This is a genomic window from Pseudogemmobacter hezensis (assembly GCF_013155295.1).
In the GTDB taxonomy this organism is placed as follows: Bacteria; Pseudomonadota; Alphaproteobacteria; order Rhodobacterales; family Rhodobacteraceae; genus Pseudogemmobacter; species Pseudogemmobacter hezensis.
Genome location: NZ_JABJXT010000011.1, coordinates 142,992 through 156,921 on the forward strand (window position 1 = coordinate 142,992; position 13,930 = coordinate 156,921).

18 protein-coding genes, 1 tRNA gene and 1 pseudogene are annotated in these 13,930 nt (G+C 60.7%); 12 read left to right on the top strand and 8 right to left on the bottom strand.

Going from position 1 to position 13,930, the window contains the following annotated elements:
- Positions 1 to 8: 8 nt before the first annotated feature.
- The 4 genes from pdxH (at position 9) to HOY34_RS13740 (ending at position 2,214) form a co-directional block, all read left to right on the top strand.
- Positions 9 to 644 (top strand): pyridoxamine 5'-phosphate oxidase, encoded by a 636-nt coding sequence (pdxH, locus tag HOY34_RS13725; protein ID WP_172363775.1) that lies wholly within the window; start codon positions 9 to 11, stop codon positions 642 to 644.
- A gap of 123 nt (positions 645 to 767) precedes the next feature.
- Entirely contained in the window at positions 768 to 1,322 is a 555-nt protein-coding gene (locus tag HOY34_RS13730; RefSeq protein WP_172363777.1) for a cold-shock protein, read from the top strand.
- A gap of 131 nt (positions 1,323 to 1,453) precedes the next feature.
- Positions 1,454 to 1,933, top strand: a complete 480-nt coding sequence (locus HOY34_RS13735) for a DUF192 domain-containing protein (protein WP_172363779.1) — start codon at positions 1,454 to 1,456, stop codon at positions 1,931 to 1,933.
- A 204-nt stretch (positions 1,934 to 2,137) separates the two neighbouring features.
- A tRNA-Pro gene (locus HOY34_RS13740) sits at positions 2,138 to 2,214 on the top strand.
- A gap of 53 nt (positions 2,215 to 2,267) precedes the next feature.
- On the opposite strand, the gene HOY34_RS13745 is transcribed toward HOY34_RS13740, so the two are convergent.
- The 5 genes from HOY34_RS13745 to HOY34_RS13765 form a co-directional block, all read right to left on the bottom strand.
- Positions 2,268 to 3,215: a tyrosine-type recombinase/integrase gene (locus tag HOY34_RS13745; protein WP_172363781.1), complete on the bottom strand. Its 948-nt coding sequence runs from the start codon at positions 3,213 to 3,215 to the stop codon at positions 2,268 to 2,270.
- A gap of 481 nt (positions 3,216 to 3,696) precedes the next feature.
- The gene (locus HOY34_RS13750; protein ID WP_172363783.1) at positions 3,697 to 3,882 is read right to left on the bottom strand and encodes a hypothetical protein; all 186 of its coding nucleotides are present in this window, start codon (positions 3,880 to 3,882) and stop codon (positions 3,697 to 3,699) included.
- Between the two features lie 3 nt (positions 3,883 to 3,885).
- The gene (locus HOY34_RS13755) at positions 3,886 to 4,173 is read right to left on the bottom strand and encodes a hypothetical protein (RefSeq protein ID WP_172363784.1); all 288 of its coding nucleotides are present in this window, start codon (positions 4,171 to 4,173) and stop codon (positions 3,886 to 3,888) included.
- A gap of 627 nt (positions 4,174 to 4,800) precedes the next feature.
- Positions 4,801 to 5,076: a hypothetical protein gene (locus HOY34_RS13760; RefSeq protein WP_172363786.1), complete on the bottom strand. Its 276-nt coding sequence runs from the start codon at positions 5,074 to 5,076 to the stop codon at positions 4,801 to 4,803.
- Between the two features lie 225 nt (positions 5,077 to 5,301).
- Positions 5,302 to 5,643: a hypothetical protein gene (locus tag HOY34_RS13765; protein ID WP_172363788.1), complete on the bottom strand. Its 342-nt coding sequence runs from the start codon at positions 5,641 to 5,643 to the stop codon at positions 5,302 to 5,304.
- A gap of 21 nt (positions 5,644 to 5,664) precedes the next feature.
- Here HOY34_RS13765 and HOY34_RS13770 point away from each other — a divergent pair, with 21 nt between their 5' ends.
- Both HOY34_RS13770 and HOY34_RS13775 read left to right on the top strand, forming a co-directional pair.
- Positions 5,665 to 5,940 (top strand): hypothetical protein, encoded by a 276-nt coding sequence (locus HOY34_RS13770; RefSeq protein ID WP_172363790.1) that lies wholly within the window; start codon positions 5,665 to 5,667, stop codon positions 5,938 to 5,940.
- 53 nt (positions 5,941 to 5,993) lie between these two features.
- Positions 5,994 to 6,314, top strand: a complete 321-nt coding sequence (locus HOY34_RS13775) for a hypothetical protein (protein ID WP_172363792.1) — start codon at positions 5,994 to 5,996, stop codon at positions 6,312 to 6,314.
- 7 nt (positions 6,315 to 6,321) lie between these two features.
- Here HOY34_RS13775 and HOY34_RS13780 read toward each other — a convergent pair whose 3' ends face one another.
- Positions 6,322 to 6,573: a DUF982 domain-containing protein gene (locus HOY34_RS13780; RefSeq protein ID WP_172363794.1), complete on the bottom strand. Its 252-nt coding sequence runs from the start codon at positions 6,571 to 6,573 to the stop codon at positions 6,322 to 6,324.
- 292 nt (positions 6,574 to 6,865) lie between these two features.
- Between HOY34_RS13780 and HOY34_RS13785 the strand changes: the two genes are divergently transcribed.
- A complete protein-coding gene (locus tag HOY34_RS13785) occupies positions 6,866 to 7,456 on the top strand; it encodes a hypothetical protein (RefSeq protein WP_172363796.1) in 591 nt (196 codons plus the stop codon).
- 140 nt (positions 7,457 to 7,596) lie between these two features.
- Complete coding sequence (locus HOY34_RS13790) at positions 7,597 to 7,953, top strand: hypothetical protein (protein WP_172363798.1); 357 nt, start codon at positions 7,597 to 7,599, stop codon at positions 7,951 to 7,953.
- Between the two features lie 209 nt (positions 7,954 to 8,162).
- Here HOY34_RS13790 and HOY34_RS13795 read toward each other — a convergent pair whose 3' ends face one another.
- Positions 8,163 to 8,423, bottom strand: coding sequence for a hypothetical protein (locus HOY34_RS13795; protein WP_172363800.1), 261 nt, complete (start codon positions 8,421 to 8,423; stop codon positions 8,163 to 8,165).
- Between the two features lie 79 nt (positions 8,424 to 8,502).
- On the opposite strand from HOY34_RS13795, the gene HOY34_RS13800 reads away from it, so the two are divergent.
- The 4 genes from HOY34_RS13800 to HOY34_RS13815 are packed head-to-tail and all read left to right on the top strand — an operon-like array spanning position 8,503 to position 12,500.
- Entirely contained in the window at positions 8,503 to 9,003 is a 501-nt protein-coding gene (locus HOY34_RS13800; RefSeq protein ID WP_172363802.1) for a terminase small subunit, read from the top strand.
- On the top strand, positions 8,972 to 10,261 hold the full coding sequence (locus tag HOY34_RS13805) for a DNA-packaging protein (protein WP_172363804.1): 1,290 nt from the start codon (positions 8,972 to 8,974) through the stop codon (positions 10,259 to 10,261). The genes HOY34_RS13800 and HOY34_RS13805 overlap by 32 nt, the downstream gene beginning before the upstream one ends.
- Positions 10,183 to 11,166, top strand: a complete 984-nt coding sequence (locus HOY34_RS13810) for an anti-CBASS protein Acb1 family protein (protein ID WP_172363806.1) — start codon at positions 10,183 to 10,185, stop codon at positions 11,164 to 11,166. Before HOY34_RS13805 ends, HOY34_RS13810 begins: the two co-directional genes overlap by 79 nt.
- Positions 11,167 to 11,204: 38 nt before the next feature.
- Positions 11,205 to 12,500 carry a hypothetical protein gene (locus HOY34_RS13815; RefSeq protein ID WP_172363808.1) on the top strand — a complete coding sequence of 432 codons (1,296 nt, stop codon included), beginning with the start codon at positions 11,205 to 11,207 and terminating at the stop codon, positions 12,498 to 12,500.
- Positions 12,501 to 13,113: 613 nt separating this feature from the next.
- Here HOY34_RS13815 and HOY34_RS22435 read toward each other — a convergent pair.
- Positions 13,114 to 13,323, bottom strand: a pseudogene (locus HOY34_RS22435) (head-tail connector protein); the annotation flags it as partial.
- Positions 13,324 to 13,930: the final 607 nt, after the last annotated feature.

The following is a 13,930-nucleotide window of genomic DNA, read 5'->3' on the forward strand; positions in this document are numbered from 1 at the left end:
GACAGGCGATGGAAAAGGGCGATATTTTTGCAGGCGACGACCCGTTCGTGCTGGCGCGGGCCTGGCTGGCCGAGGCGGAAAAGACCGAATCGAACGACCCCAACGCCATCGCGCTGGCCAGTGTCGACGCCGATGGTCTGCCCGATGTGCGTATGGTGCTGCTGAAGGAAATCGCTGACGATTCCTTTGTTTTTTATACGAATTATACCTCGGCCAAGGCCAGCCAGATCGAGGGGGCGGGCAAGGCCGCCTTTGTCATGCACTGGAAAAGCCTGCGCCGTCAGATCCGGGTGCGCGGTCTGGTGACCCGCGAAGAGGGCGCGGCCGCCGACGCCTATTACAACAGCCGCAGCCTGACCAGCCGTCTGGGGGCCTGGGCCAGCCGCCAGTCGCAGCCGCTGTCCTCGCGTGAGGCGCTGATGGCTGAGGTGGCAAAGGTCACGCTGACCAAGGGGCCGATTCCCGCCCGCCCGCCCTTCTGGGGCGGCTTTCGCATCACGCCGCTTGCGGTTGAATTCTGGGCCGATGGCGCCTTTCGCCTGCATGACCGTTTTCGCTGGACCCGCGCCGCGCCCGGCGATCAGGTCGCCCGAAGAGTGACCGGGGCCTCGGGCGAGTGGTTCATTCAGCGGCTCAACCCCTGATCTGTGCCACCCAAATGGAAAAAAGGTAAACAATTGTGCCCGATTATACGATTCCCTCTTGATCCCTGGGGGGTATATCATCAACAACCATAGAGGGCTTAATCTGGGGAGATAGTCCTTGCTATGAGTGAAGAAGATAAGGCCGTGCAGGTGTTGCAGGGCCGGGTGAAGTGGTTTGATCCGGCTAAAGGCTTTGGCTTCATCGTGAGCGATACTTCCAATGCCGATATCCTGTTGCACGCGAATGTTCTGCGCAACTTTGGGCAGAGTTCAATCGCAGATGGAGCAGGCATAACAGTTCGGATTCAGGCTACTGCACGCGGTGTACAGGCGGTAGAGGTTCTGGCGATTGATCCACCTGAGGGGCAGGTCGTGCCCCTTGGAGAGCTGGCAGGCGAACTGTCGGCTGCAGACTTAAGCGCTTTGCCGCTTGAGCCTGTCCGGGTCAAATGGTTCGACAAGGCCAAGGGGTTTGGCTTTGCCAATGCCTTCGGGCGCACAGAAGATATTTTCATCCACATAGAGGTCTTGCGGGTTTCAGGATTCGCAGATCTGATGTCGGGCGAGGCGGTCGCACTGAAAGTGATCGACGGTCGCCGCGGCAGGATGGCAGTACAGGTGCTGAGTTGGGAACGTGCAATCATTGCTTCGGCAGAAGAGAACGCCGTAACCGTCTGAAAAGGGGGGCAGCCGTTTCGGTTTGCCCCGCTTCTGACAGCTTTACCGGAAAATCACGGAACAGAGGGCTGCGCTTTTTGCCGATAGCGCATGGCGCGGTGCTTTCTTTGTGCCTGCTGGCAGCCGCGCCGATGGTGTCATCTCTTGCTCCGGCGCTGGCTGACCGCTTTGGCGGGGCTGCTTTTGCGGCCCAGAGCTGCTCGCTTGCGCGGCTGGATATCCGCAGCCCTGCGGGCTCGGGTGATGCTGTGCGGCAAAGTTTCAGCGTTGAGATCGCCGATACGCATGAAAGCCGGGCGAGGGGGCTGATGTATCGGCGGGCGCTCGATCCGGGGGCGGGGATGCTGTTCATCTACGACAGGCCCCAGCGTGCCGAGTTCTGGATGAAGAACACCTATATCCCGCTGGATATCATCTTCGCGGATGATCACGGTCGGGTGACGGTTGTGCATGAAAATGCGGTGCCACAGGATCTGACGCTGATTCCCGGCGGTGAAGGCGTGCGCTATGTGCTTGAGATCAATGGCGGTCTGGCACGCAGGTCTGGCATCCGGCCAGGCAGCGAGATGCGCCATCCGCGCATTGCGGATGCAAGCTGGCCCTGCCCATAAGCCGATCACGCCCGAAACCATTGGGGGCGGCCTGGAGTGCCGGAAGAGCCCATCCTGAACCCAGCCTGAGTGTGGCCCTGATAGCCTGCCCGGCGGCCTGACGGGCCTTACCGAAGCCGATGCAAATCATTTTGCGGCTCCTGTCATTATTCATCATCCAGGGGCTTTCCCTTGCGCAATGAAACCGCTATCTGGGGGGACAGTCGGGGCGTAGCGCAGTCTGGTAGCGCGACGGTTTTGGGTACCGTAGGTCGGGAGTTCGAATCTCTCCGCCCCGACCAGCACTTAGCAGGTTTTTGGATAGTCCGTTTTGCAGTCCATTTTGCAAAACTGTTCACGATCCCTTCCTTGCTGCCTCCAGTTTCTTCGCAATTCCATCCGACATTTCGGGCGATAAAGCGGCATATCTGCCGATGACTTCGGCAGCATGCTTGATGCTCCAGCCCATGCAGGTCGCAATCTCTTTCAGGCTGGCATCGGCCCAAAGAAGTCTGGTCGCGGCGGTTCCTCGCGCGTCATACAGCCGTAACTCTGCCCGAATGCCGAGGCGGTCGCGCCATTGGCTGATCGCATCTCCTAGGTAATTTTCGTGCTGGTAGGGCTGCCCACCCTTGTTGACGATGAAGTGCGCCTGACCGTCCGGTGTATCCTCGATTAAGGCGTCCATACGGGGCGTGACGGGGATCGACGCAAGCCGCTTACGCTTTGTTGTCCAGATGACAATCCTCTTTCCACCCGACGTCGGGTGGATGTGCGCAGGGCCAAGCTGGGCCAGGTCGCCGGGGCGAAGGCCGGTCTCCGTGGCGGCAATGAGAATGCGTGCGATATGCGGCGGAGCACCAAGTAAGAACGCTTCAATCTCGGCTTCGGTCCAGAGAATTTCCGAGCGATTCGAGCGATACATGCCTTTCAGCTTGGTCAGGTGGTTTTGGCGCAAGGCAGTGCGGTCGTGCGCCCATCCGACAATGCGTTGCAGATGTCGCATCCTGTCGTCACCAACTTTTCCTCCGATTTCATCACGCCACCTGAGCACCGCACCCCGAATTCTGGAATCGTCGAATATGGTGCGGGGTGCGGATCCGAATTTTTGATCAATTCCGGATTTGGGGTGAAAGATTGAACCCCTCATGTCTGATTGCGTTCGCTTCGAAAGCCTCAGGAAATCCTGAGAGGCCAGGAAGTCGAGCAGGACTTCTCTGAATAGCCCCTTCGCCTTCTCTGCGACCGGACGTGCTGCCGACAGGGCCGCGAGATACTCGGGAGAGCCCTCTGAAAAGGCCATTCCGTCATTCCAAAACGGCGTAGCGCCGCGACCGCGCGAAGCATAGTGTTATTCACGAAACGTCCCGTCTGCCAGCTTGGCCCGGGTTCGGTTAATGCCTTTCACCGTGATCTTGGACTTTGTCGCGGAACCAATCGTCTACTGCTGTTTCTTCGGGGGCAATTTCTGTAATCGAGGCGGGGGCGACAAATGCGATCCCGATATGGGTCTGGACCGCGATTTTGCCATGTTTCTCCGCCCCCTTTCTCTTGCGCGGCGGCGCGTGCTGCGTCGATAACCGCCTGGCACTGGCCCGTGCAGATCCGCAGATCGCCATAGTCAGCGGCGGCCATGAGGACAGCGCCCCATGTGAGGCCGATCCAGAATTGCCAGACGCGCCAGGAAGCCCGCTTTTCGTATGGGCGCAGTGCGCCGCGCAGTGCCGTCTCGATATCGGCTTCGGTGGCGTTTTTCAGGGTCAGGTTGTAGTCAGAGAGGCCCATCACGCATCCCCCATGATCAGAAGCAGGAGAATCGCGAGGAAGGGCGAGAAAAACAGGCTGATCAGCACCCAAGCGAGTGCGCTCCGGCCGCGATTGCGCGCCATATCGGCAGGAACAAGGATCATGAGCCATATGGAAAACCACGTAGCAAAGATAATCATGATGCCGGCTGCTATACCTTCCATCCCCTATTCCCCCATCTTCGCGAGCGCGGCGCGGCGCTCCTGCACATCGGCCAGCATCAGGCGGTAGTCTGCCGTGCCGGAATACTCGCTCTCGATACAGCTTTCCCACTGGTCGAGCGCGAAAGTGGCAATCGCGATGATGCCTTTAAGCGTTTCGCCGTCGCGGCGCAGGTATTCGCACTGACCGTCGCGGCGGTATTCGTTCCAGCCGCCGACAAGCCCGCGCTGGCCTGTCAGCACATCAGTGCTGGCCCCATGAGTTTTCGCCCATATCCGTTCCGGCTCACCCATTCCGCCCCTCCTTCCGTTTGTCGTGAGAGGCGAGGATTACCGCGCATTGACACTCCGGCGGGTATTCCTCATCCGCATCGCCCCGGGCCTCAGCCCCCAGCGCGATCCACGCCACCAGTTCATCCTCTCCCGCCCGGGCCTCGGCGAGTTGGGCGGCAACGTGCCGCGCCGCTTTCGGCAGCCCCTCGATAGTCCCTGAGCATTCAGGCCCAAGCGCCCCGGCTGTAAACCTGATGCACATAGCTTGGCGGTGGTTTGCTTCGGCATAGGACTTCACCTCGGCCTCAAGCGCCTAGATGCGGTCGGCTGCCTCAAGGTTATGCGCCTGGCACGGCGGCTGCTTCACGAGCCTCGCCATCAGCGTATCGGTGTCAGTGATCATGGGCGGCCTCCGTACGTGCGGAGGGCGTAACTGCCGCTGGTTTCAGGCGATGCTGATGAGCAAAAGCAGCACGACAATGTCTGTCGCCATAATGGCTGTCACCTGGTCGCGCGAGATGAGGCCGCGGTACCAAAGGAAAAAGGCTGTAGGAAACACGGTCACTCTCCATAAATCTCATCAGCAACGTGAGGTTGTGTGATTGGTTCCCTGAGCGTTGATTATTTCGGGCCGGGGCCGCCCCTCCATCACGCGCGGTCATTGAGGGCCTCCGGGATGGCGAGACCACAGATCGATACCTCAAACTCACCATCTGCATTGGTCTCGCAGATCACACCGAAGCCCGCGCCCGCGCGCAGGGAGCCGCCCAGATCACTGGCAATTGGCCCGAGTTTATTCATCAGGTAGTTGAGCAGGTGCATATTGGTCAGGCCTTCTTCGGCCATCACCTCAGCCCGGAATGCACCATTGCCGGTGCCGTCCAGGCCTTGGGCGAGGTCAATTTTCAGAAGCGTCTCGCTCACGTCTCTCTCCTTTGTCTCGCGCATCAGCGCGTTATTCGCCAATGTTGGTCGCGCGATGCCGGGGGCGTTCTGCCAGCACATCATCCCGCACCGCGGGATCAAGGCAGAGGCTGTCCGCGCGGCGATGAAGGCCCCGAAGGTCGGCACGATTGAACTTGCCGCCCGGAACTGACCGATGGGCCGCGTCAACGATTTTCTCGAACTGGTCTTTTGCTGAGACACGCATCAGACTGCCTCACCTTGACCTTGACCTTGACGTTGACGCTCAAGCTCCGCGAAAGCAGCCTCCTGGGCGGCGATCTGCTCGGGTGTCGGGCCATCATCCGTGGCGGGCGTCAGGCTGGCAAAAGGATCATCGCTCACCGACTGTTTGGCCTGTCCGTCGGCTTTTGCGGCCATCTCTTGCGGCTCAGGCAGGATGGTGCTGGCCACCTTGCGGCTGGCTTCGCTTGCCGACTTCCACCATGCGCGCATGGCTTCTGAGCCGCGCCGGGCTTCATCGTGCACTTCGTCCAGGGTTTTCTTCTGATCGCGACCCTCGCCCTGATCCGGCTGGTCGAGGAACATATCGACGCGCCGAAGGCCAAGATGGGCCTGGGCGGCGCGCTGGAACGCTGGTGGCCGTCCTATGTTCTGCAATGGCGGCAGTCCGAGGCCTTCCACGGCAAGGCTGATCGAACCCGCAACCACTGGGGCTGGTGTGCCACTGAGGTCGGCCAAGATGCGATCTGGGCTGACTTCGACGCCAGCCAATCCGCCGCCATCGCCCAGATGTTGGCAGATGGAATTGACCCCAACGACGTAGGCCCGCCGCCCGGTTTCAAGGTCAAGTGGCCGCGCTTTTCAACGGAGATTGCAGCATGAGCGCCGAAACCACCCCTCCCTCCGCTCTCTCTCAGGAAGGAGGGGGGGGCGTGATGGGGGAAAGCGTCAAGGTCCGCGACGGCTATACGATCTCGGATGATGGGCTGATCCATTATGCGGAGCGGGCGATCACATGGCCCGAAGCTGACGAAATGGCCGGCCGCAGACTTGACCGGCGCAAGGCTTGGGCCTTCATCGATGGCGAGCTTTGCGATTGCGTCAGCTGGACGGCGGCCTGTTCGGGCTGCAGCGATGAGGTTGGCGCCGCGCGCGGTGGCGGCTGCTCGGAGTGCGGCTATCACGGTGTCAGCAGGCAGGCGATGTGGGTGCCCGCTACCTTCGCCCGCGCCACCCCTCATAGGGAGGGCGAGTGACATGGATTCAGGCGACCAATGCTTCGGTTTTGAAGCCTGCCGATTTGATCGCGGCGATGAACGCGCGTTTGGCTGTGCCAGGGCTTGCGAGGCAATGAATGGCAGCGTCGATGCGGCTGAGCGCGAGGCTGCGGGCATCATCATCGACCGGCCACTTCTTGCGGAGCCAGTATTGGGCCTGCTCGATGCTGGAGATTTTGGTGATGTCACCCTCGGTGACGGCGAAGTGCAGGGGTTTGCCCCAGTCTATTTCTATCATGACCAGCTATATAGGGTGCCTGCTCAAAAAAAGCAAATCTCGCGCCACTCATGGCGAGAAAAGGGGAAAGCGACCCAACGCGCAAACGCGCCTGCTGACGATGAAACAGCGGCGCGTCTGGCTGACACTCGTAAACAATCACATCGACGCCTGGTCATGAGGGCTTTGACCATCGCGCCAGGCACTCACAAAAACCGCCCCCGTCACTCGCACACCGGGGAAACGCGGAAAACACGGATCGGTTGCTAGGCAACATTGCCTATGCCGCAGGAAAAAACGGAACGAGGGAAGCATGAGCAGGATCGAGCCTCTGGATCACCAAATCAAGGAAGTGGCCAAGTGGGCCAGGATCCGTCGCGCGAAGGGCAACCCTAATGGTCGCGGTAAGGCGAAGCCGGTCACGCTGGCTGCGCAGCCGACCAGCTGGGACCGTGGCGCTGATGGCCCTGCCAATCAGGAGCGGCTGCGCACTGAGCCCGTGACGGATTTCGACCCCGAGACAGGCAAGGAGACGCCAAACCCCAATGGTGTCAAGCGCCGTCGCCGCGACGATTGGGTGACGCGCTATCACCGGGCCGGGCACCTGACGGATAAGCAGGCGGCTACGGCGCAAAGCCTGCGCATGGCTGCTGAGGGGATGCGTGAACGTGATCCGCTTGCCGCATTACCGATCGACAGGCGGGCAGGGCAGAGCGATCCAGAGGCTGCGCGCGTGGACAGCCGGGCGTGGTTCCGGCGCATGTGGGCGATGGTGCCGGTGTCGTCACGGCCTGTCGTCGAGAGGGTGGTGTTGGACGATCAGCCGATTTGGTCCGGTGGCGGGATCGTTGCGCGGGACCGCCATATGTTGCGATTGTGCGCGGGGCTTGATGCTATCGCTTGACTATACCCTGCAAGAATGATTCTGTGAATTTATCGCCAGCAGGCGCGCCCGGAGGAGAGATCCTGCCGGGCGTTTTGCATTCGGTTCGACACCTCATGGCTCTCGACTTATGCTTGCCTCTCAATTCTGAGGAGGCTCATATGAAGTCGGTTTTGTTTCTTGCTGCCGCGGTCGCGCTTATTGGACTCGGCGGCTATCGCCAGTTCGGTCAGAGCAGCGTTTCTGCGGAAGATCAGGCGAGGTGCGAGGGAATTATCAGTGCTGAATACGCAAGCAGCCCTGAAAGCGTTGCTGAATTGGCGCCCAGGTGCAGCGATCCTGGCATGGTCGCTATGATGGATGCGCGCGCAAGCTCGTCCAGCGCACAGGAGGCAGCTCAATCAATCGCGGCTGCAAATCAGGGTGACTACGTTTCGACCCTGATCAACTGCGCCCTGATCGGTGCTGGCATCGGCGCCCTCGGTGCAGCATTTGCCGGGCGTCGTCGCGCGGCCTGAGCCTTGATCGTGTCTGAAAGCGCCAGCCGTCGGGGTGGCGTTTTGCTTTTCATCGGCCCGGACGTTCACCCGGCCACCACGCCAGCCGTAGCATCCCCGATGGGCGAAAGCCTCAAGCCGCTCTGGGCCGGTCCAGTCATGGGCGCGAATGGCGGTAACCGGGAAGGCGGGACGCCCCGCCCGGATCACACCGGACAGGGCGAGCCGGGTCAACCGAGGCAGAGGAACAGAAGCTCGGAAGTGTAGTCTGCAACAGTGCGGGTAGACGCGGGTTCGGCTCTCTGCTTTCCGCCTTGCCGGCAGATGCGGGTTGCTTTTGCCTGCGCATTTGCTCGCGCCTCGGCCTGGTTCGCCATCTGGGACACCTGGATTTTCACAGATGAGCCGTTGAAATCAGAAACGATTGGGGTGGCTGGAACACAAGCCGTGAGTCCGAGAAGTGCAATTATTGGGATTATTGCGAGTTTCATGATTCTCTCAAAAGTTGTTAAGCAGCTATTCCATGCGACACCTATTCGGACTGCAACATGAATTCGAAGGGGCAAAAAAGTGACCAAGCCCGAAAAAGGCGCGGGCAAAGGGCTGACCCCCAAGCAAGAGGCTTTCGCCCTCGCATATTTCGAGACAGGCAACGCCGCCGAGGCCTACCGTCGCGCTTATGATGTGGCCGAAAACTCCCGCGATTCATGGGTCTATGTCGAGGCATGCCAGCTTCTCGATCACCCTAAGATTACCCTAAGGCTACAGGAGCTTCAGGAGCAGGCTGCAAAGCTGTCCATCTTCACCCGCCAGAAGGCGCTGGAGGAGCTGGAGGAGGCGCGGGCAAAGGCGATCTCGCTCGACATGCCAGCCGCCGCAGTCAGTGCGATCAACGGCAAGGTGAAACTGTTCGGCCTCGATGCGCCGACCAAGATCAAGGCTGAGGTAACCGGCAAGGATGGAGGCCCGATCCAGTCGGAAGAGGTAACCGCCCGTGAACGCATCGCTCGCCGAATTGCTGGCATCTCAGCCAGAACAGATGCGCCTGGAGATACTGGCGGGGCTGAGTAACGAAGAGGCTGCGGCCCTTGAATACGACTGGCAGTTCAGGGCTCGGAAGAACCAGCTTGCCCCACCGGGCGACTGGCAGACATGGCTGGCCCTTGCTGGTCGCGGCTTTGGCAAGACCGAGGCGGGCGCTCAGTGGGTCCGTCAGCGGGTAGCAGAGGGCGCCCGATCCATCGCCCTTGTGGCGGAGACGCAGAAAGACCTTGAGGAGGTCATGGTTGCCCGGCTGGTGAAGATCCACCCGCCCGGAGAGGAGCCGAAGGTCCGATATAAACCAGTCAGGGTGATCTGGCCGAATGGTGCGATTGCCCTGGGCTATAACGGCACCGAGCCGAACCAGCTGCGCGGCCCCGAGTTTGATACTGCCTGGGTCGATGAGCTGGCAAAATACCGATACGCCCGCGAAACATGGGACATGCTGCAATTCACGATGCGCAGCGGGCCAGATCCGCGCGTGTTCGTCACCACTACGCCACGGCCGATCCCGGTCCTGCGCGAGATCCTTGCTGACAAGACCACGGTCGTCACACGAGGATCGACATTCGATAATGCGGGAAACCTGCCCAAATCATTCCTGACCAAGCTGAAGGCGAGATACGAGGGCACGCGCCTCGGGCGGCAGGAACTCAACGCTGAGATGCTGGACGATCTTCCTGGAGCACTCTGGACGCGGGCGATGTTCGACGCACCGGATGGCAGCGGGCAGATCGGCAGGGTGATAAAAGCGCCGGATCTTCAAAGGATCGTTGTTGCGGTTGACCCATCCGGCACCGGGGGCTCGGGTGACGGCGGCGACAGTATCGGCATCGTGGTCGCGGGCCTTGGCGTTGATGGGCGCGGCTATGTGCTGGCAGACCGGACCTATAAGCTTTCCCCGGCAGGATGGGGCAGGCGGGCCGTCGAGGCTTTCCACGAGTTCTCAGCCGACCGGATCGTCGCAGAGCGCAACTTCGGCGGCGCAATGGTTGAGCATGTGATCCGCAAGACGGATGCAAAGGTCGCCTACAAGGAAGTCACCGCCAGCCGCGGCAAGGTTGCCCGGGCCGAGCCGGTGGCGGCGCTCTACGAGCAGGGAAAGATCAGCCATGTCGGGGCCTTCCCTGATCTGGAGGACCAGTGCTGCCTGATCGGGCCTGACGACTTCATCGGCGAGGGCAGCCCCGACCGGGCCGATGCGCTGGTGTGGGCGCTTACGGAATTGATGCTGGGCGAAGAGCCGCCAACCGCCCAACTATTCCTCAAATCGAGGCAGAGAACATGATCGCAAACGAGCGCACGGCGCACGCCCTTCGGGCCATCGCCGCGACGATGGCCGATCAAAAGCATGATCATAACGGCGATTTCGGCTATCCTGATCATATCAACTTCCCGATGCTCTATGGCATGTGGGATCGCAATTCTCTGGCCGGTGCCGGGGTGTCGCGCATTTCAGATACGGTCTGGCGCGAGATGCCCAGGCTGCAAGAGCGGGAGGCTTCACATAGCGAGACTGCGCAAGAGAAGCTGATCCGTGAGACGTTTGATGACCGCCGCCTGTGGCAGAAGCTGGCCGAGGCGCACATGCGATCCCTCGTTGGTGATTACGGTGCGGCAATCCTGCGCATCGCGGATGGAAAGGCCTGGCACGAGCCGGTTGAAAGCGTAGCAGGCGGTATTAAGGCGATCTGGGACATCATCCCGGCATGGGAAAGCCAACTGGTCGTCTCGAAATGGGAGCAGAATCCAAGGGCCGCCAACTACGGCCAGCCCGCACTTTATCAGTTCAACGAGGTGCAGATTGAGGACGGAAAGCCGCGCGGCACGGTGCGGTCAATGCAGATCCATCCGGATCGAGTACTGATCTGGTCCAGCACCGGAGATACCTTCGGGCGCTCGGTTCTCCGCCACGGTTTCAATAGCCTGATCGACTATGCCAAGGTGATCGGGGCCGGGGGGGAAGGCTTCTGGAAGGCTGCGCGGTCCAGCATGCAGCTGGAGGTTATGCCCGAGGCAAAGCTGCAAGACCTGGCGGCGGCCATGGGTGTGAAGATTGATGAGCTGCCCGATAAGCTGGACGAGGCGGTTTCGGATTTCGGCAAGGGCTACGATAAATCGCTGATGATGCAGGGGATCAAGGCAACTCCCGTGGGTGTCACGATGACAGCCCCTCGACAGCGGCAGAACTGACCTTCACCCTGTCGGGGCTGGACACTCAGGGCGCAAACGTGATCCCGCCAAGCGCCCGCGTCCGCCGCGTCCTGCTGGTGGATGGGCAGATCCCGGCAGGTTTCCGGCTCTGGCGCAACAGCGCGGGCTTTCGCGGCACCCATTACATCGTCACCGCCCGCTGGGTCAGCCAGGATCGCAAGGAGGGCATGCAGGACCATGAGCGCGAGCTGGGTCGCATTCAGATCGGTGATGCTGACAGCTACACCCTTGCGGCGCTGCTTAACTCGGCGGTCACTCCGGCCACGCCTTCTTTCTGGATGAGCATCGGGCAGGGCGAATATGATGAGTTCGCGGGCATGCGGGATCAGAGCCAGCAGGCCGCAGGCGATGCCCAGACCGCTGCAACCATCGCGCAATCCACCGTGATCACCTATCCGACCGCCGAGGACATGGCGGCCTATCTGGCCTGGCTGAGCACGCTACCAGTGGGCACCACCGTCCGGGCGAGCGGCACGGTCTATGAGCGCACCGCTGATCCGGGGCTGGTCGGCGTGGTTCCGGGCTGGCGGTTCTTCGACAAGGCGGCTGCGACCGTGGCCGAGGCCCCCAGCTCGCCGCCCGGCACCCTTGCCAGTGCCAAGAGTGTGCAGGAAGCGCTGGCCGCACAGGGGGCTGCCCCGCGCCGGATCGCGGTCACGGGGGCAAACCGGGTCTATGCCGTGCATGCGGCGGATTTCGCGCCCGCCTATCACCAGGTGCTGCCCACCGCGAACAGCATGATCATGGTCGATGTCTCGGGGATCGCGCTGGATCGGGAATATGAGATCGTCAGCAATGGGAACACCACGACGGGCGTCATCGTTGATTGTGGGGCCAGCGCCTATTTCAGGGCGCTCTGGCTTTCTCCCAACCAGACAGCCCTGCGCCGCTTCTACCTTGCGCCGGGCGAGACAGCAGTTTTGCGCCGGATCTTCGCGGGCCAGATCCTCGTTGATCGCCGGGTTGCGCCCTTTCTCTGGACCAATACAAACGGCACCCACTATTTCCGCCAGCCCAATGGTCTCTGGACCTATTCGCTTGTCAGGACGGCGTCTCTGAGCGCCAGCGCCGAGGGGCTGAATACGATTGGCACCCGCTTCTCGCTCGACGGGGCCTATTCCATGGGTCTGACGCCCATCGCCAATGCGGCTGGCACCAACTGGACCGGAGAGCCGCCGCGAATGATCAAACAGGGCACCCAGCATGGTCTGCTGGCACATCAGCTCACGCTGCTGAACCCGAATGCGGCGGTCTGGGATCACCCGATCCGGATCACCTTCACCAATGTCACCGATCTGAACGAGGCGCTCTGATGGCTTTTGAACGCACCCGCTATGCGGCTTTCTTTGGTCAGTCCTATGGGCGTGAGGGCTTCCAGGTCGGCGGGGCCTGGGCGGCCTTCTCGAGTCGATCCGTCGCCTGATCGTCGCAGATCCGGCGCTGGTTCACAGCCGCATCAGCGGGCCGACGATCACCTCGACCGAGACGTTTGAGAACCTCAACTGCGCCTGGGATGGTTCGGCAGTTTTGCAAAAGCACACGGGCGCAGCTGACAATTACTGGCTGGAGAACGATGGCACCACCGCAGGCCCGCGCCTGACAGCGGCGCTGGCGGCCATTGCCGGGGCTGGCGTGGGCTATGGCTCGCTGGTCTATTCCCACGGTGAGCAGGATGCGGCCTTCACCACCACCGCAGCCCTTGCCAATGAGGTCCGGGCGGGGGTGGAGGCAATCCGTCAGGCGGCCAGGACGCAGGCGAATCCAGGTAATACCAACGGTGTATCGTGGTTTGTGGACATGCTTGGGCCGCGATATGCTATTCATGGGATGAACGAATACCGCCTGCGCGATGCGATGCTGGATATGATCGAGGCTGGCATGGACGCCGAAAGGAAGCTGGTGCGGGCTGGCAAAGGTGACAGCCTCGCGGGCCTCATACTGGTGCGCCACCAGCAGCGCCGCCTGCACCATCAGGGCGTTGTCAGCGGTGAAGGGCTGGCCAGTGTAAGCCGCCACCCACATCGCGGCCACATTGGCGTAATGGGTCAGCAGTTCCGGGTCGCGGTCGTCGTCAAGGTTCAGATGCGCCCGGATCAGGGCAGTTGGCAGGGACATGGCAGCACCCAAAACAAACATGTTATAATATAACACTTATATGCCAGGCTGTGAATCGTGAAAAGTTATATTCCGGCGTATCTTGCGCGAAGGACCACACGCCGGTTCCCTGAATAGGGCGGAAGTTCGGAGATACCCCCTCCAAGATCTCGGGGAGCAAAAGAGCTTGCGTTGCACGTCAGGTGGTCGCGGGCCTAATAGGTGTTATGGGTGCGCCGAACCAAGACTGCACGCTCTTCTGCCGCAAGGAAAGGGAGATTGAACCGTCACGCATATCAACTGTAAGGTGTAATTCTGTTTGAATGTTGCAGGATGAGATATGAGCATTAAATTTACATCTAGCGAATTTAATTAAATTTACATCTAGCTAATTTAAATCTGGAATTGTTCAAATCGGCGCCGTTGTTGCGGGGGGTGAGACGCTACAAAAGATAACAAACTTCAATTTATATGTCATCATTGCCGCATTCTCAGTTCTGATACTTGGGTTTGTATTCAGAAGGGCTTTGTTGCACTATCCGGCCGGCTCATGGATTCATGTTTGTGAGTCAGCGGGTTAGGTTGGCTCTATGAGCAAGCCGATCCCTCTTTTTCGCACAACGAACTGGTCGAGCTACAGCCGGGCCCT

Bases quoted from the DNA above. Each gene is read 5' to 3' on its own strand.
- HOY34_RS13795 (WP_172363800.1), bottom strand. From the start codon at position 8,423: ATGAAACTCGCAATAATCCCAATAATTGCACTTCTCGGACTCACGGCT.
- HOY34_RS13750 (WP_172363783.1), bottom strand. From the start codon at position 3,882: ATGGAAGGTATAGCAGCCGGCATCATGATTATCTTTGCTACGTGGTTT.
- HOY34_RS13805 (WP_172363804.1), top strand. From the start codon at position 8,972: ATGCGCCTGGAGATACTGGCGGGGCTGAGTAACGAAGAGGCTGCGGCC.
- HOY34_RS13775 (WP_172363792.1), top strand. From the start codon at position 5,994: ATGGGGGAAAGCGTCAAGGTCCGCGACGGCTATACGATCTCGGATGAT.
- HOY34_RS13755 (WP_172363784.1), bottom strand. From the start codon at position 4,173: ATGGGTGAGCCGGAACGGATATGGGCGAAAACTCATGGGGCCAGCACT.
- HOY34_RS13730 (WP_172363777.1), top strand. From the start codon at position 768: ATGAGTGAAGAAGATAAGGCCGTGCAGGTGTTGCAGGGCCGGGTGAAG.
- HOY34_RS13790 (WP_172363798.1), top strand. From the start codon at position 7,597: ATGAAGTCGGTTTTGTTTCTTGCTGCCGCGGTCGCGCTTATTGGACTC.
- HOY34_RS13785 (WP_172363796.1), top strand. From the start codon at position 6,866: ATGAGCAGGATCGAGCCTCTGGATCACCAAATCAAGGAAGTGGCCAAG.
- HOY34_RS13780 (WP_172363794.1), bottom strand. From the start codon at position 6,573: ATGATAGAAATAGACTGGGGCAAACCCCTGCACTTCGCCGTCACCGAG.
- HOY34_RS13765 (WP_172363788.1), bottom strand. From the start codon at position 5,643: ATGTTCCTCGACCAGCCGGATCAGGGCGAGGGTCGCGATCAGAAGAAA.
- HOY34_RS13735 (WP_172363779.1), top strand. From the start codon at position 1,454: ATGGTGTCATCTCTTGCTCCGGCGCTGGCTGACCGCTTTGGCGGGGCT.
- HOY34_RS13745 (WP_172363781.1), bottom strand. From the start codon at position 3,215: ATGGCCTTTTCAGAGGGCTCTCCCGAGTATCTCGCGGCCCTGTCGGCA.
- HOY34_RS13770 (WP_172363790.1), top strand. From the start codon at position 5,665: ATGGGCCTGGGCGGCGCGCTGGAACGCTGGTGGCCGTCCTATGTTCTG.
- pdxH (WP_172363775.1), top strand. From the start codon at position 9: ATGGAAAAGGGCGATATTTTTGCAGGCGACGACCCGTTCGTGCTGGCG.